Raw genomic sequence first — 22,280 nt, 5'->3', positions numbered from 1 at the left:
GCGAGCGCAAAGTCTGTCGGCCACATTTTTTCGCATGCACCGTTCCGTTCTGGGCACAGCGTTCGTCTTGACGGTTGTGACGATTGCGGGAGCCACAACGGCCTCCGCCACCAGGACGGACGGAGCCAAGCCATGTCGACCGCAGTGACCTTGATCAATGTCTTTACCGCCAAGACCGGCAAGCAGCAGGACCTCGCCAGGGTGCTTGCCGAAGGGACGCGGAGCTTCTTCAGCAAGCAGCCGGGCTCGCTGTCGTCGTCCGTGATCGTCGGCGGCGACGGCAGCAAGGTGGTCAACATTTCGCAATGGCGCTCGGCAGAAGACATCGCGGCCTTCCGCGGCGATCCGCGCTTCAGCGAGTATATAAAGAGCATCGTCGAACTGGCCGCCGGCGAGAGCATGATGGGGCACACCACTTATTCCCACATGGGCGGGATCGAGGACTAGGAGGTTGCGTGACCGGTTCGCATGACCATCCCGTTGCAACCGAAACCAGGCTTCGCGCCTTCGAGCGCGAAGCCGCCGGCCTGAGAGCCAAGCTGCATCGCTACTGCTCACGAATGGTGGGATCGGTCATCGATGGCGAGGACATCGTCCAGGAAGCCTTGGCCAAGGCTTTCGTGGCGATCAGGAATGGCGACATGCCCGAAAAGACCGAGCCTTGGCTGTTTCGCATAGCCCACAATTCGGCTCTTGATTTCCTGCGCAAGCGGGCCCGTTCGCGCATCAGCGAAAGCGAGGTCGAGCTCGACACGATCGCCGATGAGGATTCCCCCATCGATGCGCGCATCGCCGCCGAGGCGAGCCTTGCCGAGCTGATGCAATTGCCGCCGGCGCAAAGATGCACGGTCGTGCTGAAGGATGTGCTCGGCCACAGCCTCGAGGAGATCGGCGAGATCCTCGAAACCACCGAGACCGCGATCAAGGGCGCGCTGCAGCGAGGGCGCGAGAGCCTGCGCAGGCTCGCCGCCGCGCCGCGGACGGCCGCGCCGCGCCCGGCGCTCAACCGAGAGGACATGCGGCGCCTCGGCGACTATGTCGCGGCCTTCAACGCCCGCGATTTCGACGCCTTGCGCGGCCTGCTCGCCGATGATGTGAAGCTGGAATTGGTCAATCGGCTTCGCGCCGAAGGCAAGGAATATGTCGGCAATTATTTCGGCCGCTATTCCGACGAGACGCACTGGCACTTCACCACCGGCCTCGTCGAAGGCCGGCCCGCCATCCTGGTCACCAGCCCGGATCGTCCCAACGGGCCGCCGCGCTATTTCATCCTCATCGATTGGCAGGATGGCCGGATCGCCGGCATCCGCGATTTCCTCTTCGCGGACTATGTCATGGACGGCGTGGATTACGCTCCCCAAAACATCATCGTCCGTTGATCAGTAAGACCGGCGCCGCAACAGCCGTTCTCGGTCTGCAATCTCAGCGGGCATGTGCCTCGGTGAAGGAGTGCGACGCAAAGGTTCCAGGCGGCGGCGTGTCGGCTTCGCGCCGCGCCAGGGAATTCGCGATCAGCGTGACCGTCTCGCGCCCGATCCGGGCAATCTCACCGGGGCGGTCGATGCCGCCAATCATGAATTCCTCGATGCCAAGCGCTGCATAGGGCAACAGCGAGAGCGCAAGCCGCGCCGGCGGCCCCGCGACCTCGACCGCCTTGTGGTCGGAGGCGCCCGACCAGCCCTCGGAGCGAATGCGCACGGGAAGCGCGAAGCGCAGTTTGCCGGCACGGCCGTGCTCGGCCGCCGCGCTGCGCACGCGCTGCATCAACTGCGCGACTTCGTCCGGCGAGCCGGCCGCCAGCTCGAAGACATCGGCATGCCGGCCGGCGACTTTCAGCGCGGTGCCGGACTGGCCGCCGAGACGGATGGTGAGGTCGGCGCCATGCGGGCCCTTGCGCGGCACATAACCGCCTCTCACGCTGTAGAAGGCGCCTTCGTGATCGAAGGGCTTGTCGTTCGACCACAGCCGCTTCAAGAGCACCAGATATTCGTCGATGCGCTGCCAGACCACGCTGTGGCCGACGGGCCGCGCCTCGGCGTCGCTGTCCTCGAGCGGCTCGCTCAGCATCCTGAGCGACAGGCGGCCGCCGCTCTTGCGGTCGAGCGCCGCAAGCTGCCTGGCCGCCACGGTCGGCTCGATCACGCCGGCCCAGTGCGTGAGCACGACTTCCAGCGACGCCGTGCGGTCGAGCGTCTGGGCGGCGATATCCATATTGGTGAGCAGGCCGGCCGGGTCGTCGACCACCAGCTTGCGGAAGCCGGCATCCTCGATCAGCGACAGCTTGGTCGCTGTCTCGGCGAAATCGTAGAAGAAGCTGCCATTGGCAGGCTTACCGGGAACATGCGTGAACTCGATCGGCATTGCCATCGCCTCCATCACGTTGGGTTACCCCGCCCCATCCAAGACGCCGGCGCGCGAAAACGCTCCGGCGCCTGGCCAGTTTCTGCTCCGACTACTCAACTCAGATTGTCTTGACGGCGAGCCTCGGCCCGCTTCCGCTCAGGGGATCAGACCCAGCACCACAGCGCCGGTGAACACGAACGCCAGCGCGAAAACGAGATAGGCGAAGGTGCCGCCATAGGCGGGCCTCCAGCTCTGGTCGGCGGTCAGCCTCTGGCCCTTGCGCTGAGCATCTTGCATGTAAGTCATGGTCGAGCCTCCGTCTCGACCGTTAATCTATAAAGTTAGTAGACTTTGTCGATTGCTATTTTTGAGAGGTTTTTGGAACGACGTTCTCAAATTCCGGCCTGAGATGGTTTTTCTTACCCTCGAAAAAGGGGCATCCGACCGTCCATGCGTGCGAGACCAGCGTCTGGTCTAACCTGGAATCGGTCAATCGGAGCGGCCTTCCGAAGCCAAAAATCCCCTTATTCGACAGCGCTTGGCCATCCCGAATGTCAGGGATAGCATCGGCCCCGAACAAGCAAAGGCCTCAAAACAGAGCGGAGAAAAGACATGGCTGGAAGGCTGGTGGGCAAGGTCGCCATCATCTCGGGCGGCGCGACGGGCATGGGCGGAGCGGCTTCCGAGCTGTTTGCCGCCGAAGGCGCCAAGGTGGCGATCATCGACCGCAACGGCGAGGCGGCCGGCAAGACCGCTGCGGCGATCCGCGACCGCGGCCACGTCGCCGAGCATTTCGTGGCCGACGTTTCGGACGAAGCCCAGGTCGAAGCTGCGGCGAAGGCGGCGGCGGAAAAATTCGGCCCGGTCACTGTGCTGTTCAACCACGCCGGTACGATCGTGATAAAGCCCTTCCTGGAAACGACGCTCAAGGAGTGGGACTGGCTGCACGCCGTCAACGTGCGTTCGATGTTCCTGATGACGCGCGCGGTGCTGCCCGGCATGATCGCCGCCGGCGGCGGCTCGATCGTCTGCACCTCGTCGATCTCGGCGGTGGCGGCGACGCCCAACGAAGTGCTCTACGACACCACCAAAGGCGCCTGCCACATGTTCGCCCGCGCCATCGCGGTCGAGTTCCGCGACCGCAACATCCGCTGCAACGCCGTTTGCCCCGGCTTCATCCGCACGCCGCACGGAATGCGCGAGGTGGCGGACCTCGGCAAGCTCGGCGTCGATGTTTCCGACGCAGCCATGGCCGCGCAGCAGGGCCGTATCGGCGAGCCGGAGGAAGTGGCGAAAGCCGCGCTGTTCCTGGCCAGCGACGAATCGAGCTTCGTCAACGGCGCGCATCTGTTTGTCGACAATGCGTTTACGGCGATTTGAGGCCAGCTTGGCGCCTTCCTCTCCCCCGTCGATCGGGGGAGAGGTGTCGAGCGCAGCTCGACGGAGTGGGGGTCGACCCTTGACGCAGCGCAGGGAAGATTCTTGCGCTTCCCTTGTCCGTTGGCGACGTTGCAACGTGGTTCCCCCACTCCGTCGCTGCTTCGCAGCGCCACCTCTCCCCCCTCCGGAGGGAGAGGAAAGGACGCCAAGTCCTCTACCGCTCCTCCCTCCGGAACGGCTTCAGCAGCGCCGACGGCGCAACCGCGTTGCGCGACATGACGGCCATGGCGACGATGGTGAAGATGAAGGGCAGCATCAGGAACGCTTCGTAGGGGATGTGGCCGAGTCCGCTCGCCTGCATCCTGAGTTGCAGCGCGTCGACGAAGGCGAAGAGCAGCGCCGCTCCGGCTGAGCGCCAAGGGTCCCAGCGGCCGAACACGACCAGCGCGATCGCCACCCAGCCGCGCCCCGACACCACGCCGAAGGTGAAGGCGTTGAACTGCGCCATGGTGAGGAAGGCTCCGGCGAGGCCCATCAGCGCGCCGCCCAGGATGACCGCCTGGAAACGCGTGGCGATCACGCTGACGCCGGCCGAATCGGCGGCGCGCGGGTTCTCGCCGACCATGCGCACCGAAAGCCCCCACGGCGTGCGGTAGAGCACGAAGGCGGCGAGCGGGATGGCGATGATCGCCAGATAGACCAGCGTGAACTGGTTGAACACCGCCGGGCCGAGGATCGGGATGTCCGAAAGGATCGGGATCGGCACAGGCTTGAAGCCGTCGATGCTTGGCGGCACCGACTGCTGGCCGAAGATCAGCCGGTAGAGGAAATAGGCAAGGCCGGATGAGAACAAGGTCACGCCGATGCCGCAGACATGCTGGCTCAAGCCCAGCGCCACTGTGAACAACGCGTGCAGCGCGCCCATCAGCGCGCCGACGAGCACGGCCACCAGCACGCCCAGCCACAGGCTGCCGCTGAGGCTCGCGGCGGTAAAGCCCGCCATGGCCGAGAGCAGCATGATGCCTTCGATGCCGAGATTGAGCACGCCCGCGCGCTCGGAGAACATTTCGCCCAGCGTCGCAAAGGCTAAAGGCGTCGCGATGCGGATAATGGCGGCGAGGAAGCCGACCTGAAAGATCTGCTCGAACACCGCGCTCATGTTTGCGCTCCCACGCGGCGGATACGGTAGGCGGTGAAGAGCAGCGCCACCAGCATGGCGAGCAGCGCCGTGCCCTGGATGACGTCGCTGAGGAAAGCCGGCACGCCGGTCGCCCGCGACATCGCCTCGGCCCCCGTCATGACCGCGGCAAGGAAGATCGCCGCCGGCACCACGCCGAGCGGGTTGAGCCGCGCCAGCATGGCCACAACGATGCCTGAATAGCCGTAGCCCGGCGAGATGTCGCTCATCACCTGGAAATGCACGCCGCCGACCTCGCCGACGCCGGCCAAGCCCGCCAGCGCGCCGGACAGCAGCGCGGTGGAAAGCAGCACGCGCTGCACGTTGATGCCGCCATAGCGCGCCGCTTCCGGATTCTCGCCGGTGACGCGGATGCGGAAGCCGAGCGTGGTGCGCGCGATCAGGAACCAGCAAAGGGGTGCCGCGATCAGCGCCACAACGACGCCGATATGCAGTCGCGTGCCTTCGATCAGCACCGGGAAATTGGCCGAATCCTCGATCGGCGGCGAGATCGGATAGCCGCTGAACGTATCCTTCCAAGGCCCCTCGATCAGCGCCATCAGCGCGTAGTAGATGACCGAGTTGAGCAGCAGCGAGCTCACCACGTCGTCGACCTTGAATTTGACCCGCAATGTCGCCGGCACGAGCGCCACGATCGCGCCCGCGGCGGCGCCCGCCAGCGCCATTAACAGCATGGCGAGATAGCCCGGCATCGGGATCGCGCCGACAGCGCAGCTCGCCACCGCACCGGCCAGCAGCTGGCCTTCGGCGCCGATGTTCCAGAATTTTGCCCGGAAGGCGATTGCCACCGCCAAGCCTGTGAAGATCATCGGCGCGGCGCGCACCAGCGTCTCGGTGATGGCGTAGCTGTCGCCTAGCGAGGCCGACAGCATCACGCCATAGGCCTCGATGACGCCTGCGCCGGCTACGGCGATGAGACCGCTGCACAACACCAGCGCGACGGCGATGGCCAGCAGCGGCAGCGCAAGATTGAACCAGGCGGGCGTCGACGTGCGAGCTTCGAGACGAAACATCAGGCGTGGCCCTCCGCGCCGGTCATCAGCAACCCAAGCTTTCCAACTGTGGCGTCGGCGCCGGAAAGCGTACCGGCGATGCGGCCCTCATACATCACCGCGATGCGATCCGAGAGCATCAGCAACTCCTCGAGGTCCTCGCCGATGACGATGATGCCGCAGCCCTTGACGCGCATCGCCAGGAACTTCTCGTGGATGAAGCGAGCGGCGCCGATATCGAGGCCGCGCGTCGGCTGCGAGACGATCAGCACTTTCGGGTCGAAGGCGAGCTCGCGCGCCAAAAGTGCCTTCTGCAGGTTGCCGCCGGAGAGCGCCCCGGCGCGCACCATCGGCCCGGGGCAGCGTATGTCATAAGCCTTGATCTGCGCCTCGGCGAAGGCACGGATCGCGGCCGGATCGAGCAGCCCCTTGCGGCTGAAGGCCTCGGTGCCGATGCGCGGCAGCACCATGGAATCGGCGAGCGGCAGGTTGGTAACCAAGCCGGTCGTCATCCGGTCTTCCGGGATACGGCCGAGGCCGAGCGCCTGCAGCTCGCGCGGCGAGAATTGACCAACCCTTTTGCCGGCTATCGTCATCGCGCCGGCGTTGGGCGGCAGCATGCCGGAGATCACGTCGGCCAGTGCACGCTGGCCGTTGCCGGAAACGCCGGCGATGCCCAGGATCTCCCCGGCGCGGACGAACAGAGATACATCGCGCAGCGGCGTGCCGGCATGGCCGGAGGTGGAAATGCCATCGAGCGTCAGCACGGCCGCGCCGGGCGTCGACGCTTCCTTGGTCGGCGGTACGATCTCGTGGCCGCACATCAGCTTCGCCATCTCGGCCGAGGTCGTTTCTGCCGGATGGTCGACGCGGCCGGCGACCTTGCCGTGCCGCAGCACCACGCAGCGATGGGTGAGCGCTCGGACTTCGTTCAGCTTGTGCGAGATGAAAATGATGCCGAGCCCCTGGCCCGCCATCGAGCGCAAGGCGGCGAACAGGCCATCGACCTCGCTCGGCGCCAGCACCGCCGTCGGCTCGTCGAGAATCAAGAGCCTGGCGCCGCGAAACAGTGCCTTGATGATTTCGAGCCGCTGCTGCTCGCCGACCGACAGCGCCGAGGCCGGCAGGTCGGGATCGAGGCTCAGCCCGTGCCGGCTGCCGATCTCTTTCAGCCGCGTCAGGCCGCCGGCGCGGTCGATGCGGCCGGACTTGCCGGCAATGCCGATCAGGAGGTTCTCCAGCACCGTCAGCCGCGGCGCGAGGTGAAAATGCTGGTGCACCATGCCGATGCCGGCGGCCAAGGCGTCAGCCGAATTGTGGATGGCGACCGGTCGGCCTTCGACCAGGATCTCGCCCGCATCCGGTGCATAGGCGCCGAACAGCACGTTCATCAGCGTCGTCTTGCCGGCGCCGTTCTCGCCGAGCAGGCCGAGGATCTCGCCAGGCGCCACGCTGAGATCGACCGCCTCGTTCGCCTTTACGGCGCCGAAGCTCTTGGTGATGCCGCGCATTTCGATGAGGGGGGCGGACAAGGTGGCTCCTGAACTGTAAGGGCGTGCCCGTCGCACCCCCTCTGGCCTGCCGGCCATCTCCCCCTCAAGGGGGGAGATCGAACGTCACTAAGGCCTTCGCCAGTCTCCAGCCGCGAAAAATATAGCCGGCGCTGAAGCTGCCAATCTCCCCCCTTGAGGGGGAGATGCCCGGCAGGGCAGAGGGGGGTGGCTGGGCGCCAACCCCCAGCGGCAAGCCTCAATCCGAAACCGGCGTGTTCTCGTCGACGTCGACGCGGAAATTGCCTTCCAGAATCTCGGCCTTCTTCTTCTCGACCAGCTCCTTGACCTCCGCCGGCAGCGTCTTGTCGAATTTGTGGTAGGGCGCGAGATAGGAGCCGCCCTTGGCCATGCGCGAGAAATCGCCATAGTCCTGCGCGGTGAAGACGCCGGCCTTGACCAACTTGATCGCCTGCTCGACCGTCGGATACATGTCCCAGACCGGCCCGGTGATGACCGTGTCCGGTCCGAGGCTGGCCTGATCGGACATGTTGGAGATGGCAAGAATCTTCTTCTCCACCGCCGCCTCGATGACGCCGAAGCGCTCGGCATAGATGACGTCGACGCCGGCATCGATCTGCGCCACGGCCGCTTCCTTGGCCTTCGGCGGATCGAAGAAGGAGCCGATGAAGGCGACCTTCTTCTTGACGTTCGGGTTGACCTCCTTGGCGCCGGCGAAGAAGGCGTTGACCAGCCGGTTCACTTCCGGAATGCCCATCGCCGCGACCGCGCCGACGGTGCCCGACTTCGACATCTTGCCGGCGATCATGCCGGAGAGATAGGCCGGCTCATGGATCCAGTTGTCGAACACGCCGAAATTGGGCTCGGCCGGGCCGGCGCCCGAGCCGAACAGCCAGGCGGTCTTCGGGAACTGCTTGGCGGTCTTTCGCGATTCACGCTCAGCGGCGAAGGCATCGCCCAGCACAAGCTGGTAGCCGCCCTGCGCATATTCGCGCATCACGCGGCTGAAGTCGGCGGTCTGCACCTTCTCCGACCATTTGTATTCGATGCCCAGTTCCTTCTCGGCCTTCTGCAGCGCGACATGGATCTGGTTGTCCCACGGCTCCTCGATCGGCGTGGCGAAGATCGCCGCCACCTTCAGCTTCTTGTCCTTGGCCAAGGCCACGCCCGGCAGCGCCGCCGCCGCGAGGCCAAACGCGCCGAGTTCCAGCACGTTGCGCCGCGACAGGCCGGCGCGCTGCGTTTTGCGATGATCGTTTTCCATTGAAGTTCCCCTCTGCTCGACGGCCGTGTCGAGCCGGCCGTTCAAAAAAATGTCAGACGCCCACGACTATGGAGCGGCGCCTGACTTTTGTCCACATGGTCAAATTTGGCGTGTGGTCGCTGCGAGACAACCGGAAAGGTCGGCGGGACAGCGCCCCCCTCTGTCCTGCCGGACATCTCCCCCACTTGGGGGGAGATCAGCTGTCGCGCCGGCTTTCGCTAATCTCCAGCGTTGCAGAATGGGCGATGCGCCGAAACAGCTAATCTCCCCCCTTGCGGGGGAGATGTCCGGCAGGACAGAGGGGGGTGCGAAGGAACTCCGGCGCTGGTTACGGATGGCTGTACTACCCCTCCCACGACCCCGTCTCCGCGAACCTCCTCAGCAGTCGCGCCGGCTCGAAAATCGCCCGGCCTGTCTTTGCATGCCAATATTCCAACCTCTCGACGATCTTGCTCACCCCTTCAAGCCCGGCCCAGAACATCGGCCCACCCTTGCCCACCGGAAATCCGTAGCCATTGACCCAGACGACATCGATGTCTGACGCGCGCGCCGCGATGCCTTCTTCAAGAATCTTCGCGCCCTCGTTGACCAGCGGATAGAGCGTGCGCTCGATGATCTCCTCCGCGCCGATCGCACGAGGCGCGATACCCTGCTCGGCCGCCTTGGCGCGGATCAGCGCCTCGACCTCCGGATCCGCAACCGGCTCGCGCGAGCCGCTCTCGTAGCGATACCAGCCGCGCCCGGTCTTCTGGCCGAAGCGCCCTTGCTCGCAGAGCGTATCCGCAATCACCGCCGTCAGGCCGCGCGCCTTGCGGTTGCGCCAGCCGATGTCGAGGCCGGCAAGGTCGCCCATCTGGAACGGTCCCATCGGCCAGCCGAAATCCGTGAACGCCTTGTCGACCTGGCTAGGCGACGCGCCCTCCAGCAGCAGGAACTCATTCTCGGCACCGCGCGCGGACAGCATCCGGTTGCCGACGAAGCCGTGACAGACGCCGACGACGACCGCCACCTTGCCGATGCGCCGGGCGAGATCAGTCACCGTCGCCAGCACTTCCGGCGCCGTCCTTTCGGCGCGCACAATCTCCAGAAGCTTCATGACGTTGGCCGGCGAAAAGAAATGCATGCCGAGCACATCCTGCGGCCGCGATGTCGAAGCAGCGATTGCGTTGACGTCGAGATAGGAGGTGTTGGTGGCGAGGATGGCTCCCGGCTTGGCGACCGCGTCGAGCTTGCCGAACACCTCCTTCTTCACCGCCATATCCTCGAAAACGGCCTCGATGATCAGGTCGCAATCGGCAAGGTCGGCATAGTCGGTGCTGCCCTTGAACAGGCCGAGCCGCTGCTGCCTGGCCTCTTCGCTCAGCGACCCTCGGCTGACCGAGACGGCGTAGTTCTTCTCGATCATCGCCATCCCGCGCTGCAGCGCCTCCTCGCCGGTTTCAAGCAAGGTCACGGGAAAGCAGCCATTGGCGAAGGCCATGGCGATGCCGCCGCCCATCGTGCCGGCGCCGATGATGCCGACGCGGCCAATCTTGCGCTTCTGCAGATCCTTGCCGGGCACCTTCGCGGCCTCGCGCTCGGCGAAGAACAGGTGTCGCTGCGCCCGCGACTGGTCGCCGGAAACAAGCTTCAGGAAGAGTTGTCGCTCGGCGGCCAGCGCCTCGTCGAAGGGCAAAGTGATCGCGTTGCGCACCGCCTCGGCGCAGGCGAGCGGCGCCTCCAGCCCGCGCGCCTTCCTGGCGAGATCGGCCGCCTGGGCGTCGAAGGCTGCGAGATCGGCTTCGGCCAGACGGTCATTGCGGTCGCGGACGGCGACGAACGGCCCGCCGGCAGAAGCCATTTCGCCGGCGAAACGAACCGCCTGCGCCAACAGATCACCGTCGAAAACCGCATCCACGAGACCTGCGGCCTTCGCCTCGCCGGCCGAAATCGGCGTCCCCGAAACGATCATGCCGAGCGCTTTCTCGGCGCCGACCAGACGCGGCAGGCGCACCGTGCCGCCGCCGCCCGGCAGCAGGCCGAGCTTCACCTCCGGCAGGCCGAGCCTGGCGCCGGAATCGGCGACGCGGAAATGGCAGCCGAGCGCCAACTCCAGCCCGCCGCCGAGCGCCGTGCCATGGATGGCCGCGACCGTCGGCTTGGCGATGGTTTCGAGCAAGGCGACGATGGCGCGCAGCTCGGGCTGCTCGACCGGCTTGCCGAACTCGGTGATGTCGGCGCCGGCGACAAAGGTGCGTCCGGCGCAGGCGATGACGATTGCCCTGGCTGCGGGGTCGTCGCGCAGCGCGGCGAGCGCCTCGTAAAGCGGCTTGCGGACATGAAGACTCAGCGCGTTGACCGGCGGGTTGTCGATGGTGACCACGGCCACGCCGTTCTCGTCTACGACGCTGACAGAACTGGACAAGCGGAACCTCCCGAGACCGGCTGCGATCGCGGAAGGGTTTACTAGCCCGTGCCGTGAATGGGAACCGGATGTTGCGCTGGCACAATGGTTGTCGGCGAAGGTGAGGCGGCCGTGCGCTGGGACGACTTCTGGCTCAAATGCGCAAAAATGGAACCGCAGCGATCCTTCACACCCCCCTCTGCCCTGCCGGGCATCTCCCCCGCAAGGGGGGAGATTAGCAGTTCGGGCGCCCCGCACATTCTGCAACACTGGAGATTGGCGAAAGCCGAGATGACATCCAATCTCCCCCCTTGCGGGGGAGATGTCCGGCAGGACAGAGGGGGGTGCTGTCCCGCCGGCCTCTCGCAGCCCTGCGCCGCCACGACTAGCGGACAGCCTTCTCGCCACCCGCGGCCGTAATCACCCCGACGATGATCAGCCCGGTCAGCACCAGCCGCACGCCGGCGCTGACGCCGAAAGTGTTGAGCATGGTGAGGAGCAGCACCAGGAACAGGCCAGCGCCCCAGACGCCGGGCACATTGGCCTTACCGCCGGCGACCGAGGTGCCGCCGATGACGACCACCGCGATCGAGGCAAGCAGATATTCGTTGCCGATGTCGACATTGGCGCCGCGGAAATAGCCGGCAAGCAGCGCCCCGTCGATGCCGCCAAGCGCACCGCACAGCGTATAGGTGAGGAAACGGATGCGTCCGACTTTGACGCCGGCGAGCCAGGCGGCGCGGATGTTCTGGCCGATCGCCAGCACCGAGCGGCCATAGATCATGCGCTGCAATGCTAGTGCTGCCCAAACGGTGAAGACCACCGTCAGCATGGCCAGCACCGGGATGCCGAGGATTTGCCAGTTGGTGAAATCGGCAAAGCCCGGCGGCGGCTTGATCTGCAGGCCGCGGCCGTAGCTGATGTCGACCGACTGGATGATGAAGCTTGCCGACAGCGTCGCGATGATCGGCGGGATCCTGAGCGCCCAGATCAGCAGGTAATTGATGGCGCCGATCGCAGCACCCGTGGCAAGCGCCGCGAGCAGCCCGACGACGATCATGGAATCGCTGCCGCCCATCACCTTCATCGCGACGGCGCTCGCCAGCCCGATATTGGCCGGCAGCGACAGGTCGACATTGCCGGGCCCGAGCGTGATGACGAACATCTGGCCGACGCCGACGATGACGGTGAAGACGGCAAGCGAAAGTGCCGCCGTGACCATGCCGCCGGCGCCGTAGCCGCCGGTGAAGGCAACCGTCGCCGCCCACACCACAAGCGCGCCGACGAAGGACCATAGCCAGGGTTTTTCGAGCAGTGTCCGAAGAGAGGCCATCGCTCACCTCTCTCTGCGGCTGATCAGCACGCGTGCCGCCAGCACGATGATCAGGATCGCGCCGTTGGCGGCGACCTGCCAGTCGGGCGGGATGTGCATGAAAGTGAGGAGCGGCGAAGCGGCCAAAGCCAGCGTCAGCGCGCCGATGACCGCCCCGATCGGCGACACCCGGCCGCCGACGAACTCACCGCCGCCGAGGATGACGCCGGCTATCGACAGCAGCGTGTAGCCGTTGCCGATATTGGCGTCGGCCGAGGTGGTGATGCCGATCAGTGCCATACCGGAGAGCGCGCCGAACAGCCCCGTCAACGCGAACAGCACGATCTTGGTTCTGAGCAGCGACCAGCCGGCACGCCTGAGCGCCGCGGCATTGCCGCCGGAACCGCGCAGGATGACGCCGTAGGAGGTGCGCATCAGGCCGAAATGCACGCCCGCGGCGATCAGCAGCGCGGCGAGGATCGGGAACGGGATGTAGAGCGGCTTGAAGGACATGATCGCCAGCAGCCAGTCCGGCGCCTTGCCGCCCGGCTTCGGCAGGATGAGGATGGCGAGCCCCTGCCAGACGAAGCTCATGCCGAGCGTCACCACGATCGAGGGCAGGTTGCGCAGATGGATCAGCGCGCCGAGCAGTGCGTAGACGCCGATCGATCCCAGAAGCACGGCGATGCCGATGAGTGGCGCGTCCCTGAGCCAAGTCGCGGTGACGCAGCCGACGAAGCCGACGAAAGTACCGATCGACAGATCGAGCTCGTTGCCGGCGATGACGAACATCTGCGCGATCGTCGCCAGCGCGATCGGGATCGCCAGGTTCAGCATCAGGTTGAAGCCGAAATAGCTGATGGCGCGCGGGTTGAGCCAGGCGATCGCGATCAGCACCAGCGCCAGTGACAGCGCCGGCAAAAGGCCGCGCAGCATCCGCGCCCTGGCTGCGCTACCGCGCGGCGAGGATTTCGGGAGCGTGCCGGGAGCGATCGCCGTCATCTCAGGCCGCGTCGCCGAACGAGGACTGGATGATCTTCTCCTCCGTCAGCTCGTCGCGCCCGAGATTGGCGACGATCCGGCCGTTCTTGAAGACATAGACATGGTCGCAATTGTTGAGCTCTTCGGTTTCGGTCGTGTACCAGAGGAAGGTGCGACCCCTGGCGGCCTCCTCGCGCACGAGATCATAGACTTCGAGCTTGGTGCCGATGTCGACGCCGCGCATCGGATCGTCCATCAGCACGATCTCGGCGTCGGAACCGAGCGCGCGGGCAAACAGCGTTTTCTGCTGATTGCCGCCGGACAGCGAGAAGATGTTGTTGTTCATGTCCGGCGTGCGGATGCCGATCTTCTTCTTCCAGAATTCGGCCAGTCCCGCCTCGCGCTGCGGCGAGATCAACAGGCCGTTGCGCAGCCGCGCCAGCGATCGGATGCCGATGTTTTGCGCGATCGACCATTGCGCGAAAATGCCGTCCGACTGGCGATCGCCGGCGACCAGCGCCACCGGCGCCGTCACCTCGATGCCGGCCTTGGCGCGAGACGCGGCCGAGAAGATCGCCAGCAGAAGATCCGTCTGGCCATGGCCGGCGAGGCCGGCGAGGCCGATGATCTCACCCGTGCGGGCGACAAGTTCCTTGCCGTCCTGCTGCCGCGCCGGCCGCGCCCGCACCCTGAGCGGACCGGCCTCGGCCTTGCGGATCTCGGCGGCAGCCTTCTGATGCGCCTCGGCCCCGCCCATGGCGGCGACCAGCTTATCGCGGTCGAATGCATTTGCGGCATCCGCCGCGACCACCTTGCCGTCCCGCATCACCACGATGCGGTCGGCATTCTGCAGCACTTCGCCCAAGACGTGCGAGATCAGGATGCAACTGCCGCCCTGACCGACGAAGCGGCGTACGAAAGAAAGCAGCTGCCCAGCCGTGTGCGCGTCCAGCGACGAGGTCGGCTCGTCGAGGATGACAAGGTGCAGCGGCTCGCGGGTTAGCGTGAAGGCGCGCGCCACCTCGACCATCTGCCGGCGTCCGATCGACAGGTCGCCGGCAGTGTCGTCGGCCGAAATGCCGTGGCCGGGAAAGATCTCGTCGAGCTTGGCCTGGATGAGAGCAGCCGACTTGCGCCGCCAGCCAAGGCCGGCGAGCGAGGGATGGTTGATGCGCGTGTTCTCGGCGACGCTGAGGTTGGGGCAGAGCGACAGCTCCTGGAAGACGCAGCGTATGCCGAGCTCGAGCGCGCGCGCCACGGAATAGCTCGCTTCCTGATTGCCGCGAACGGCGATCTGCCCGCCATCGGGCCGCAGCGTGCCCGCCACCATATGCATCAGCGTCGACTTGCCGGCGCCGTTATGGCCGACCAGCCCGACGCATTCGCCGGCGCCGACATGGAAGTCGACGCCGTTAAGCGCCCGGACGGCGCCGAAATGTTTTTCGGCGCCGTCCAGTCTGACGATATCTGCAATAGCCTGGAGCATCCTCAACGATATCCGGTTGGCGATGCGGCTGGCAACGCTTGCGCCGCTATTGCTTGATGTTGGCCTTGATGGCCGCGGTGGCCTCTTCCTGCGTGTATTCGTGCGTGGCGACGCCGCCTTCCTTGATCTTCGGCAGCGCGGCCTCGAAATCATCCTGGGTGAAGGCGAGATAGGGCACCAGGAGATCGTGCGGAATGTCCTTGCGGCCGTCGAGCACCTGCTGCGCCACCCAGAAGGCGAGCGTCGACACGCCGGGCGCGATCGAGGCCGACCAGGTCTTGTAGCCGTCCTTCTCCTTCTGCTCCTTCCACCACTTCAGCTCGTCCTGCCGGTTGCCCATGATGATGGTCGGGCGCGGCTTGCCGGCGGCGGCGAAGGCTTGTGCGGCGCCATAACCGTCACCACCCTGGTCGACGATGCCGACCACGTCGGGGAGCGACGGCAGGATGGTCGCCACCGCCTTCTGCGCCGTAGTCTGGTCCCAGTCGCCGGTGACCGAGCCGACGATCTTGAACTCGGGATGGGCGGCGACGCCTTCGAGGATGCCGGCGTGGATGGCATCGTCGATCGACGTGCCGGCCAGGCCTCGGATTTCCAGCAGATTCCCGCCCTTGGGCTGGAACTTGGCCATCTGCTCGACTTCCTGCTTGCCCATGTCCTTGAAGTCGACGACGACGCGGTAGGCGCAGGGCTCGGTGACGATGCCGTCGAAGGAGACGACGACGATGTTGGCGTCGCAGGCCTGCTTGATGGCGCCGTTCAACGCATCCGGCGAGGCGGCGTTGATGACAATGGCGTCATAGCCTTGCAGGATCAGGTTCTGCACCTGGGCCGCCTGGGTCGGCACTTCCTTGTCGGCGGTGGTGAAGACGTCTGCCGCCGCCACCACCTTGTCGTCGACCGCCTTCTTGGTGACGATGCCGTAGCTGTCGAGCATCGCCTGGCGCCACGAATTGCCGGCGTAGTTGTTGGAGAAGGCGATCTTCTTGCCGCTCGTGTCGGCAAGCGCCGTGCCCGAGGCGAGCATGGCTGCCAGGGCGCTCAAGACCAGTAGTTTCTTCATGTCATATCCTCCCAGATGTGTTGACTGCTGCACTTTTCATCGGCCCCTCCGAGCCGGCTTCACTCCAATCCGGTCCGAGCGCCCAATTCGATCCTCGCGAACGCGCTCAAAACAGCCTCAGCCCCGGCACGCGCACCCTCAGCCGGTAAAGCGACGTCGAGGCAGCTATGTAGAGGCTCCTCAGGTCCTCGTCGCCGAAGGTGAAGTTGGCACAGTCTTCGGGCGTTGGAATGACGCCGAGAAGCTCGCCGGAGGCATCGAAGACATGGATGCCGCCGGGGCCGGTGCAATAGAGATTGCCGCGGCTGTCGATCTTCATGCCGTCCGGCGCACCCAGCCCGTCGCCCTCCGTCACCGCCCACACCGCGCCGCCGTTGAGATCGCCATTGGCTTCCACGCCGAACACCCTGATGTGGCCGCGCTCGGTATCGTTGACGAAGAGCCTCGATTCGTCGAGCGAGAAGCAGAGCCCGTTGGGCTGCGCGAAATCGCCGGCCAGCAGCGTCAGGCGCGCGCCGTCGCCGTCGATCCGATAGACGCCCTGGAACGGCAGTTCCTGCGGCCTCTGTACGCCGTAGAGTTCCGTCCGGCCGTAAGTCGGATCGGTGAAATAGATCGAGCCCCCGGTGGCGACGATGATGTCGTTCGGGCTGTTGAGCTGCTTGCCCTTGTGATGGGTCGCAAGAACCGTCGTCGCGCCGTTCGGCTCGGCGCGGGTGACGCGGCTGGTGGCGTGCTCGCAGGTCAGCAGCCGCCCCTGCCGGTCGAGCGTGTTGCCGTTGGCCTTGTGGCTCTGCTCACGGAACAGCTCGATCTCGCCCGAGGCGCTGCGCCGGTACATGCGGCTTTCCGGAATGTCGGAGAAGACCAGCCATTTCTCGTAGGGATGCCACACCGGTCCTTCGATGAAGCCGTAGCCGGTGGCCAGCCGCTCCATCGTCGCATTGCCGACGACGTCGCCGAAGCCGGAGTGACGGGTGCGCGCCGGGATCGACATTACGAGGCCTTCGGTTCGCGCACCGGCTTGCCGCCGACGAACCAGTCGCTGCCCGGCACGTCCTCGATCACCACCCAGATCGCCTCCTTGGGCAACTCGGCAACTTCGCTGATCGCCTCTGTGACGCGGCGCGAGATCTCGTTCTTGCGCTTTTGCGAATGGCCCTCGAGTATCCGTATGCTGACGAACGGCATGGCGTTTCCCCGATATTTTTTCTTTTTGTAGGACAAAAGCGTAGTCGGGATGCGGGCCGGGCGATACGGGTCTATGCGCATCGCCGACTGTGGTTTTGCACAGTCGGTGCCCAAAATTGGAAGCAAGGGGAACCATGATGGCAGAGCGTCCCGTCGGGCGGATCGTGCGAATTGCGGAACTGGAGATCGACCCCGGCCAGATCGAAAGCTTCAGGACCTCGCTCGCCGACGAAATCGAGGCCTCGGTGCAGAACGAGCCTGGCGTGTTGTTCCTTCACGCGGTCTCGGTCAAGGATGCGCCTCACATGGTGCGCGTGATCGAATGCTATGCCGATCAGTTCGCCTACCAAGCCCACCTGACCACACCACACTTTCTCCGGTACAAGGCGCAGACCGCAAATATGGTCCGGTCGCTTCGGCTGATCGAAACCGAGCCGATCGCTCTGAGGGCGAAGAGCAACTCATAATTCAAACTGAGCGGACTAGTGATCCTGCAGCGGCGCCGCCTGGACGAGCCATGCGTCGAGCTGTTCCTGCTCGCGCCGCAAGGCGTCGATGTTGATCAGCCCGCGCGCCATGGCGAGGTAGATGGCGCGGGTGCGCGAATTGAAGACGGATGCTTCGCCGGCGCCCTCTTCCGGCGGCACGATGCCCAGCTTATCGTAGACATGCTTGATGCGGCTTTGCGCGCCGCGGATCGACAGGCCGCGCCGGGCAGCGATCGCCCTGTCGGTGAGGCCGAGCGCGATGTCGATCAGGCTTTCATACTCGCCGTCGGTGATGCCCTCGAACCGGTCCTGGACGCGGTGCTGGATGCCGCGGATCTCGCGGTCGATGATGCAGTGCCCCTCGCGGAACACGCCGCGCAGCGCCGAGCGCATGCCTTCCTCGGTCGCCGACTTCAGCACATAGCCATAGACCGAGCCCGGCGGCACGATGCGCGCCACCCCGCGCACATAGGCCTCGTCGGCGAAATTCGACCAGAACAGGATATGCGTGCCGGCACGCCGGCTCCAGATGGCGCGGGCCACCTCGATGCCGGTCGCCTTTGGCAGCTGCAGGTCGAGCACGACATGCGGCGGCTGCCGCTCGGCCGCAAGGTTGATGGCGTCCTCGCCGTCACCGGCTTCGATCACCTCGACGTCGCCGGGCCACAATTGCTCGACGGTGCGGCGCGCGAAGGTGCGGTGCAGGCCGTCATTTTCCGCGATCATGACCAGCATCACACTGCCTCCGCCACCGGCTTGCCCTCGGTCGACGCAGCACCGCGCGCCGATACCTTGCCCTCAGCGGGCTCCCGGTCGATCTCGATGATGACCCGCGTGCCGCCCTCGCGGCTCGCCGGCTCGAAGCGCAGCCGCGCCCCGACAAGGGCCGCCCGCGTATGCATGTGGCCGATGCCGCCCTGAGCGGCGGGGTCGACCTCGCCGCAGCCAGACCCGTCATCGGTGACGGTCACGCTGAACGTGCCTGGCGTGGAAGCGAGATGCACCTCGATGCGGCTCGGCCCGGCATGGCGCACCGCGTTGTTGATGGCTTCCTGCACGATCCGGTAGAGCGCCGTGCGCAGCGTTTCCGACAGGCTGTCGGCGCTGCCGTCGCTGCTGTCGGCAATGCGCACCGCGATCGGCGGCTTGGCCCTGGCGACGCTGCGGTTGAGATGCGCCTCCACCGCGTCGCGCAGGCCGAACAGCTCCAGCACGCTCGGCCGCATGTCGTCGACGATATGGCGCAGCTCCGCCAGACAGCCCGCCACTTCCTGTTCGAGATCGGCAAGCTGGGCCGTCCGCGCCACGCCCCGGCTGCGAAACGCAGAGACCTGCCGCGCGATGCGGGCGAGGTCGGCCAGTGTCTGGTCGTGCAGGTCCATGGCCATGCGGCGACGCTCCCGCTCCATGCCTGCCGTCAGCTGCGAGGCGCCGACCCTGAGCAGTTCCGCCCGGTTGCGTGCTTCGCTCTCTGCGAGCATGGCGCGCCGCGCTTCTTCGGTCTGGATCAGCGCGAAAATATAGGGCCCGATAAGGTCGGCGCATTGCTGGGCGACGTCGACGTCGGCCTGGGTGTAACATCCGGCCTCGTGCCGGCTGATGTTGAGCGCGCCGATGACGCTGCCGCGGGCTCTGAGCGGCACGATGATGCGGCTGCGCAGCTTGGCGGCGAAGATCGGACCGTCGAAGGCGCCCTCGAAATGGAAGCGATCGTCGACGAGCGCATTGTCGGACAAAAGATAAGGCGTCTCGCCCCGCAGCACGCGGCGGATCGGGCTGCCCTCGACCGGATGCTGCGCAAGCTCGCTCCAGCTCGTATGGAAACCGGCCTCATAGCAAGCGTGCATGCGTCCATCGAGCGACAGCACCGCCAGGTCGATATGGTCGTGCGGGATGAGAGTGCCGATTTCGATCGCGGTTGCCCGGAATGCCGAGCCCGGATCGATATGCCCGGCCAAGGCCCGCGAGATCGCGAGCAGCCGGTCGATCAGCTGGGGAGATACCTCCGACATGTCTCCTCCCTTGCCGCTGAATGCCGCGAAAAGACACGCGAGCTGAGCCTCATGGCTCGGCTGCAAGCCGTGTTTCCCGCAGTTCCTCCCTGTTTACGAAATAGTGAGCGCTTGACGGTGCCGCTGTCAACGATGGCTCACGCAACGTGAGGCCGATCAACTTCAGGTGCGACGATTGAAAAGCCGCCGGCTCCTGGTCTAGGAACGGCGGCAGGAGGCCAATTGATGGCAGTGACGCCGACCATTGCTCAGGGCGCCCCGGGAATACCCGCGCGCTGGACGTCAAGCGCCAAGAGCGGCGTCGGCACCGCGCTTTCGGCCAAAAGCCCGCTCTGGTTCACCATCAGCCACGGCATATTGAACGAGATCTATTATCCCCGCCTCGACAGCGCCTGCACGCGCGACATGGAGCTGATGGTCACCGGTCCCGGCGGCTCTTTCTCGGAGGAGAAACGCGATACCGTCCAACTTATCGAGCCGTTCGAGGACGGCGTGCAGGCCTACCGTCTGGTCAATACGGCGGCAGATGGCTCCTACCGAATAGAAAAGGGCATCGTTTCGGACTCGAAACGGCCTGTCCTGCTGCAGGAAATCACCTTCGTGGCGCTCAAAGGTTCGGCTTCGGACTATCGCGTCTACGCGCTGCTTGCGCCGCATCTGATCAATGCCGGCATGGGCAACACGGCCTGGGTCGGCGAGCACAGGGGACAGCGCATCCTTTTTGCGTCAGGTCGCTGCGTCTCGCTCGCGCTCGCTTCCTCGCTGCCCTGGGGCGCCTGCTCGGCCGGTTATGTCGGTTTCTCCGACGGCTGGCAGCAACTCCGGAATGGTGGCGTGCTCGATCCGGCCTTTGAGCGCGCGGAGAACGGCAATGTGGCGCTGACTGGTGAGATCGATTTCTCGGCAGGCAGGGGCACGGCCTTGCTGGCGCTCGGCTTCGGCGCCTGGCCGGAAGAGGCGGCGGAAATCGCGCTGGCCAGCCTGAGGGACGGATTCGAGGCGGCCGCTGAAACCTATGCTGCCAACTGGCGGAAGTTCCAGGCCGGCCTGGAGAAGCTCGACCGGCAAGCCGCCTCTGGCCTGAATACCTACCGCATCAGCACCGCGGTGCTTGCCTCGCATCTGTCGATCGCCAGGCCCGGCGCCGCTGTCGCCAGTCTCTCGATCCCCTGGGGTTTCAACAAGGGCGACGACGACCTCGGCGGCTACCATCTGGTCTGGCCGCGCGATCTGGTCGAGACGGCGGGCGGCTTCCTCGCCGCCGGCGACGCCAGGCAGGCGCTGCAAATCCTCACCTATCTGCGCTCGATCCAGCAGCCCGACGGACACTGGCCGCAGAATTGCTGGTCGAGCGGCACGCCCTATTGGCCCGGCATCCAGATGGACGAGTGCGCCTTTCCGCTGCTGCTCGCCGATGCGCTCCGCCGCGCCGGCCATCTGCCGCGCGCGAAGCTCGACGAGTTCATGGCCATGATCGAGAGCGCGGCCTCCTATGTGGTGCGCAACGGCCCCGTCACCGGCGAGGATCGCTGGGAGGAGGACGCCGGCTACAGCCCGTTCACCCTGGCCGTCGAGATCGCGGCGCTGCTCGCCGCCGCCGACATGCTCGACGCCTGCGATAAAAGTGAGCCGGCAAATTATCTGCGCGAAACCGCCGATTGCTGGAACGACCAGATCGAGCGCTGGACCTATGTCACCGGCACGGAGCTGTGCGCCAGGGAAGGCGTCGAGGGCTATTATGTCCGCATCGCGCCACCCGACGATGCTGGCGCCGCTTCGCCGAAGGACGGCTTCGTGCCGATCATGAACCGGCCTCCTGGCGACAGCGACAAGCCGGCCGAGGCCATTGTCAGCCCCGACGCGCTGGCGCTGGTGCGCTTTGGGCTGAGAGCCGCCGACGATCCGCGCATCCTGAACACGGTCAAGGTCATCGACGCCACGCTGCGCTGCGACCTGCCGCAGGGCCCGGTCTGGTACCGCTACAGCGGCGACGGCTACGGTGAGCACGAGGATGGAGCGCCCTTCGACGGCACCGGGCGGGGCCGGCCGTGGCCGCTGCTCGTAGGCGAACGCGCCCATTACGAGCTGGCCGCCGGGCGAACCGGCAAAGCGGCTGAACTGCTCGAAACCTTCGAGCGCTCGGCTGGCGTAGGCGGCCTCCTGCCGGAGCAGGTCTGGGACGGACGCGACATGCCGGAGCGCGAATTGCGGTTCGGCGCGCCTTCCGGCAGCGCCATGCCGCTGGTCTGGGCGCATGCCGAGCATATCAAGCTGTTGCGCTCGCTGCGCGACGGAGCGGTCTTCGACATGCCGCCGCAGGGCGTCGAGCGCTACGTCAGGCGAAAGACCGTCTCGTCCTTCCGGACATGGCGCTTCAACAGCAAGATCCGCTCGATTCCCGCCGGCAAAACCTTGCGCGTCGAACTTGCCGCGCGCGGCGTGGTGCACTGGAGCAGCGACAAATGGCTGACGGTGCATGACGACAAGACGGCCGAAAACGCCTTCGGCGTCCACCTGGTCGACCTGTCTGTTGCCGACCTGCCGCCGGGATCGACGATCGCCTTCACTTTTTTCTGGCCCGAAGCCAGCCGTTGGGAGAATGTCGACTTCACCGTCGGCATCGATTCTTCGGATAGCAAGTAAGATTCTTCCTTCCTCAAGCTATTAGGATGACAC

20 protein-coding genes are annotated in these 22,280 nt (G+C 65.7%); 5 read left to right on the top strand and 15 right to left on the bottom strand.

Features of this window, described 5'->3' with window-relative positions:
* Positions 1 to 132 precede the first annotated feature (132 nt).
* Both RFN30_RS11860 and RFN30_RS11855 read left to right on the top strand, forming a co-directional pair.
* Positions 133 to 447, top strand: coding sequence for an antibiotic biosynthesis monooxygenase family protein (locus tag RFN30_RS11860; RefSeq protein ID WP_320262266.1), 315 nt, complete (start codon positions 133 to 135; stop codon positions 445 to 447).
* An 8-nt stretch (positions 448 to 455) separates the two neighbouring features.
* Positions 456 to 1,379 carry a sigma-70 family RNA polymerase sigma factor gene (locus RFN30_RS11855; protein ID WP_320262265.1) on the top strand — a complete coding sequence of 308 codons (924 nt, stop codon included), beginning with the start codon at positions 456 to 458 and terminating at the stop codon, positions 1,377 to 1,379.
* A 43-nt stretch (positions 1,380 to 1,422) separates the two neighbouring features.
* Here RFN30_RS11855 and RFN30_RS11850 read toward each other — a convergent pair whose 3' ends face one another.
* A complete protein-coding gene (locus RFN30_RS11850; protein ID WP_320262264.1) occupies positions 1,423 to 2,361 on the bottom strand; it encodes an LLM class flavin-dependent oxidoreductase in 939 nt (312 codons plus the stop codon).
* 138 nt (positions 2,362 to 2,499) lie between these two features.
* The gene (locus RFN30_RS11845; protein WP_320262263.1) at positions 2,500 to 2,649 is read right to left on the bottom strand and encodes a hypothetical protein; all 150 of its coding nucleotides are present in this window, start codon (positions 2,647 to 2,649) and stop codon (positions 2,500 to 2,502) included.
* 306 nt (positions 2,650 to 2,955) lie between these two features.
* Here RFN30_RS11845 and RFN30_RS11840 point away from each other — a divergent pair, with 306 nt between their 5' ends.
* The gene (locus tag RFN30_RS11840) at positions 2,956 to 3,723 is read left to right on the top strand and encodes an SDR family NAD(P)-dependent oxidoreductase (protein ID WP_320262262.1); all 768 of its coding nucleotides are present in this window, start codon (positions 2,956 to 2,958) and stop codon (positions 3,721 to 3,723) included.
* A 214-nt stretch (positions 3,724 to 3,937) separates the two neighbouring features.
* Here RFN30_RS11840 and RFN30_RS11835 read toward each other — a convergent pair whose 3' ends face one another.
* The 11 genes from RFN30_RS11835 to RFN30_RS11785 form a co-directional block, all read right to left on the bottom strand.
* Positions 3,938 to 4,882, bottom strand: a complete 945-nt coding sequence (locus RFN30_RS11835) for an ABC transporter permease (RefSeq protein ID WP_320262261.1) — start codon at positions 4,880 to 4,882, stop codon at positions 3,938 to 3,940.
* Entirely contained in the window at positions 4,879 to 5,934 is a 1,056-nt protein-coding gene (locus RFN30_RS11830) for an ABC transporter permease (protein WP_320262260.1), read from the bottom strand. Before RFN30_RS11830 ends, RFN30_RS11835 begins: the two co-directional genes overlap by 4 nt.
* A complete protein-coding gene (locus tag RFN30_RS11825) occupies positions 5,934 to 7,445 on the bottom strand; it encodes an ABC transporter ATP-binding protein (RefSeq protein WP_320262259.1) in 1,512 nt (503 codons plus the stop codon). The genes RFN30_RS11830 and RFN30_RS11825 overlap by 1 nt, the downstream gene beginning before the upstream one ends.
* 217 nt (positions 7,446 to 7,662) lie before the next feature.
* Positions 7,663 to 8,688: a BMP family protein gene (locus RFN30_RS11820; protein ID WP_320262258.1), complete on the bottom strand. Its 1,026-nt coding sequence runs from the start codon at positions 8,686 to 8,688 to the stop codon at positions 7,663 to 7,665.
* A gap of 343 nt (positions 8,689 to 9,031) precedes the next feature.
* Positions 9,032 to 11,092: a 3-hydroxyacyl-CoA dehydrogenase NAD-binding domain-containing protein gene (locus RFN30_RS11815; protein WP_320262257.1), complete on the bottom strand. Its 2,061-nt coding sequence runs from the start codon at positions 11,090 to 11,092 to the stop codon at positions 9,032 to 9,034.
* Positions 11,093 to 11,456: 364 nt separating this feature from the next.
* A complete protein-coding gene (locus RFN30_RS11810; protein ID WP_320262256.1) occupies positions 11,457 to 12,404 on the bottom strand; it encodes an ABC transporter permease in 948 nt (315 codons plus the stop codon).
* 3 nt (positions 12,405 to 12,407) lie between these two features.
* Positions 12,408 to 13,385, bottom strand: coding sequence for an ABC transporter permease (locus tag RFN30_RS11805; protein WP_320262255.1), 978 nt, complete (start codon positions 13,383 to 13,385; stop codon positions 12,408 to 12,410).
* 1 nt (position 13,386) lies between these two features.
* Complete coding sequence (locus RFN30_RS11800; protein WP_320262254.1) at positions 13,387 to 14,850, bottom strand: sugar ABC transporter ATP-binding protein; 1,464 nt, start codon at positions 14,848 to 14,850, stop codon at positions 13,387 to 13,389.
* Positions 14,851 to 14,896: 46 nt separating this feature from the next.
* Positions 14,897 to 15,913, bottom strand: coding sequence for an ABC transporter substrate-binding protein (locus tag RFN30_RS11795; RefSeq protein ID WP_320262253.1), 1,017 nt, complete (start codon positions 15,911 to 15,913; stop codon positions 14,897 to 14,899).
* Positions 15,914 to 16,019: 106 nt separating this feature from the next.
* Entirely contained in the window at positions 16,020 to 16,910 is an 891-nt protein-coding gene (locus RFN30_RS11790) for an SMP-30/gluconolactonase/LRE family protein (protein ID WP_320262252.1), read from the bottom strand.
* On the bottom strand, positions 16,910 to 17,104 hold the full coding sequence (locus tag RFN30_RS11785) for a tautomerase family protein (protein ID WP_320262251.1): 195 nt from the start codon (positions 17,102 to 17,104) through the stop codon (positions 16,910 to 16,912). Before RFN30_RS11785 ends, RFN30_RS11790 begins: the two co-directional genes overlap by 1 nt.
* Positions 17,105 to 17,241: 137 nt before the next feature.
* On the opposite strand from RFN30_RS11785, the gene RFN30_RS11780 reads away from it, so the two are divergent.
* Complete coding sequence (locus RFN30_RS11780) at positions 17,242 to 17,571, top strand: putative quinol monooxygenase (RefSeq protein WP_320262491.1); 330 nt, start codon at positions 17,242 to 17,244, stop codon at positions 17,569 to 17,571.
* 15 nt (positions 17,572 to 17,586) lie between these two features.
* On the opposite strand, the gene RFN30_RS11775 is transcribed toward RFN30_RS11780, so the two are convergent.
* Positions 17,587 to 18,327, bottom strand: a complete 741-nt coding sequence (locus RFN30_RS11775) for a response regulator transcription factor (RefSeq protein WP_320262250.1) — start codon at positions 18,325 to 18,327, stop codon at positions 17,587 to 17,589.
* Positions 18,327 to 19,604, bottom strand: coding sequence for a GAF domain-containing sensor histidine kinase (locus RFN30_RS11770; RefSeq protein ID WP_320262249.1), 1,278 nt, complete (start codon positions 19,602 to 19,604; stop codon positions 18,327 to 18,329). The genes RFN30_RS11775 and RFN30_RS11770 overlap by 1 nt, the downstream gene beginning before the upstream one ends.
* A 225-nt stretch (positions 19,605 to 19,829) precedes the next feature.
* Here RFN30_RS11770 and RFN30_RS11765 point away from each other — a divergent pair, with 225 nt between their 5' ends.
* On the top strand, positions 19,830 to 22,247 hold the full coding sequence (locus tag RFN30_RS11765; RefSeq protein ID WP_320262248.1) for a glucan 1,4-alpha-glucosidase: 2,418 nt from the start codon (positions 19,830 to 19,832) through the stop codon (positions 22,245 to 22,247).
* Positions 22,248 to 22,280 lie beyond the last annotated feature (33 nt).

The sequence above is a fragment of the Mesorhizobium dulcispinae genome (assembly GCF_033977345.1).
GTDB classification, from domain to species: Bacteria; Pseudomonadota; Alphaproteobacteria; order Rhizobiales; family Rhizobiaceae; genus Mesorhizobium; species Mesorhizobium dulcispinae.
Note: the sequence above shows the minus strand (reverse complement) of the source record. Positions and strands in the feature narration are given on the sequence as shown.

Coding starts and splice junctions, on each gene's coding strand:
- RFN30_RS11775 (WP_320262250.1), bottom strand. CDS start 18,327: ATGCTGGTCATGATCGCGGAAAATGACGGCCTGCACCGCACCTTCGCG.
- RFN30_RS11780 (WP_320262491.1), top strand. CDS start 17,242: ATGGCAGAGCGTCCCGTCGGGCGGATCGTGCGAATTGCGGAACTGGAG.
- RFN30_RS11835 (WP_320262261.1), bottom strand. CDS start 4,882: ATGAGCGCGGTGTTCGAGCAGATCTTTCAGGTCGGCTTCCTCGCCGCC.
- RFN30_RS11790 (WP_320262252.1), bottom strand. CDS start 16,910: ATGTCGATCCCGGCGCGCACCCGTCACTCCGGCTTCGGCGACGTCGTC.
- RFN30_RS11785 (WP_320262251.1), bottom strand. CDS start 17,104: ATGCCGTTCGTCAGCATACGGATACTCGAGGGCCATTCGCAAAAGCGC.
- RFN30_RS11860 (WP_320262266.1), top strand. CDS start 133: ATGTCGACCGCAGTGACCTTGATCAATGTCTTTACCGCCAAGACCGGC.
- RFN30_RS11795 (WP_320262253.1), bottom strand. CDS start 15,913: ATGAAGAAACTACTGGTCTTGAGCGCCCTGGCAGCCATGCTCGCCTCG.
- RFN30_RS11850 (WP_320262264.1), bottom strand. CDS start 2,361: ATGCCGATCGAGTTCACGCATGTTCCCGGTAAGCCTGCCAATGGCAGC.
- RFN30_RS11765 (WP_320262248.1), top strand. CDS start 19,830: ATGGCAGTGACGCCGACCATTGCTCAGGGCGCCCCGGGAATACCCGCG.
- RFN30_RS11800 (WP_320262254.1), bottom strand. CDS start 14,850: ATGCTCCAGGCTATTGCAGATATCGTCAGACTGGACGGCGCCGAAAAA.
- RFN30_RS11805 (WP_320262255.1), bottom strand. CDS start 13,385: ATGACGGCGATCGCTCCCGGCACGCTCCCGAAATCCTCGCCGCGCGGT.
- RFN30_RS11770 (WP_320262249.1), bottom strand. CDS start 19,604: ATGTCGGAGGTATCTCCCCAGCTGATCGACCGGCTGCTCGCGATCTCG.
- RFN30_RS11840 (WP_320262262.1), top strand. CDS start 2,956: ATGGCTGGAAGGCTGGTGGGCAAGGTCGCCATCATCTCGGGCGGCGCG.
- RFN30_RS11810 (WP_320262256.1), bottom strand. CDS start 12,404: ATGGCCTCTCTTCGGACACTGCTCGAAAAACCCTGGCTATGGTCCTTC.
- RFN30_RS11820 (WP_320262258.1), bottom strand. CDS start 8,688: ATGGAAAACGATCATCGCAAAACGCAGCGCGCCGGCCTGTCGCGGCGC.
- RFN30_RS11845 (WP_320262263.1), bottom strand. CDS start 2,649: ATGACTTACATGCAAGATGCTCAGCGCAAGGGCCAGAGGCTGACCGCC.
- RFN30_RS11830 (WP_320262260.1), bottom strand. CDS start 5,934: ATGTTTCGTCTCGAAGCTCGCACGTCGACGCCCGCCTGGTTCAATCTT.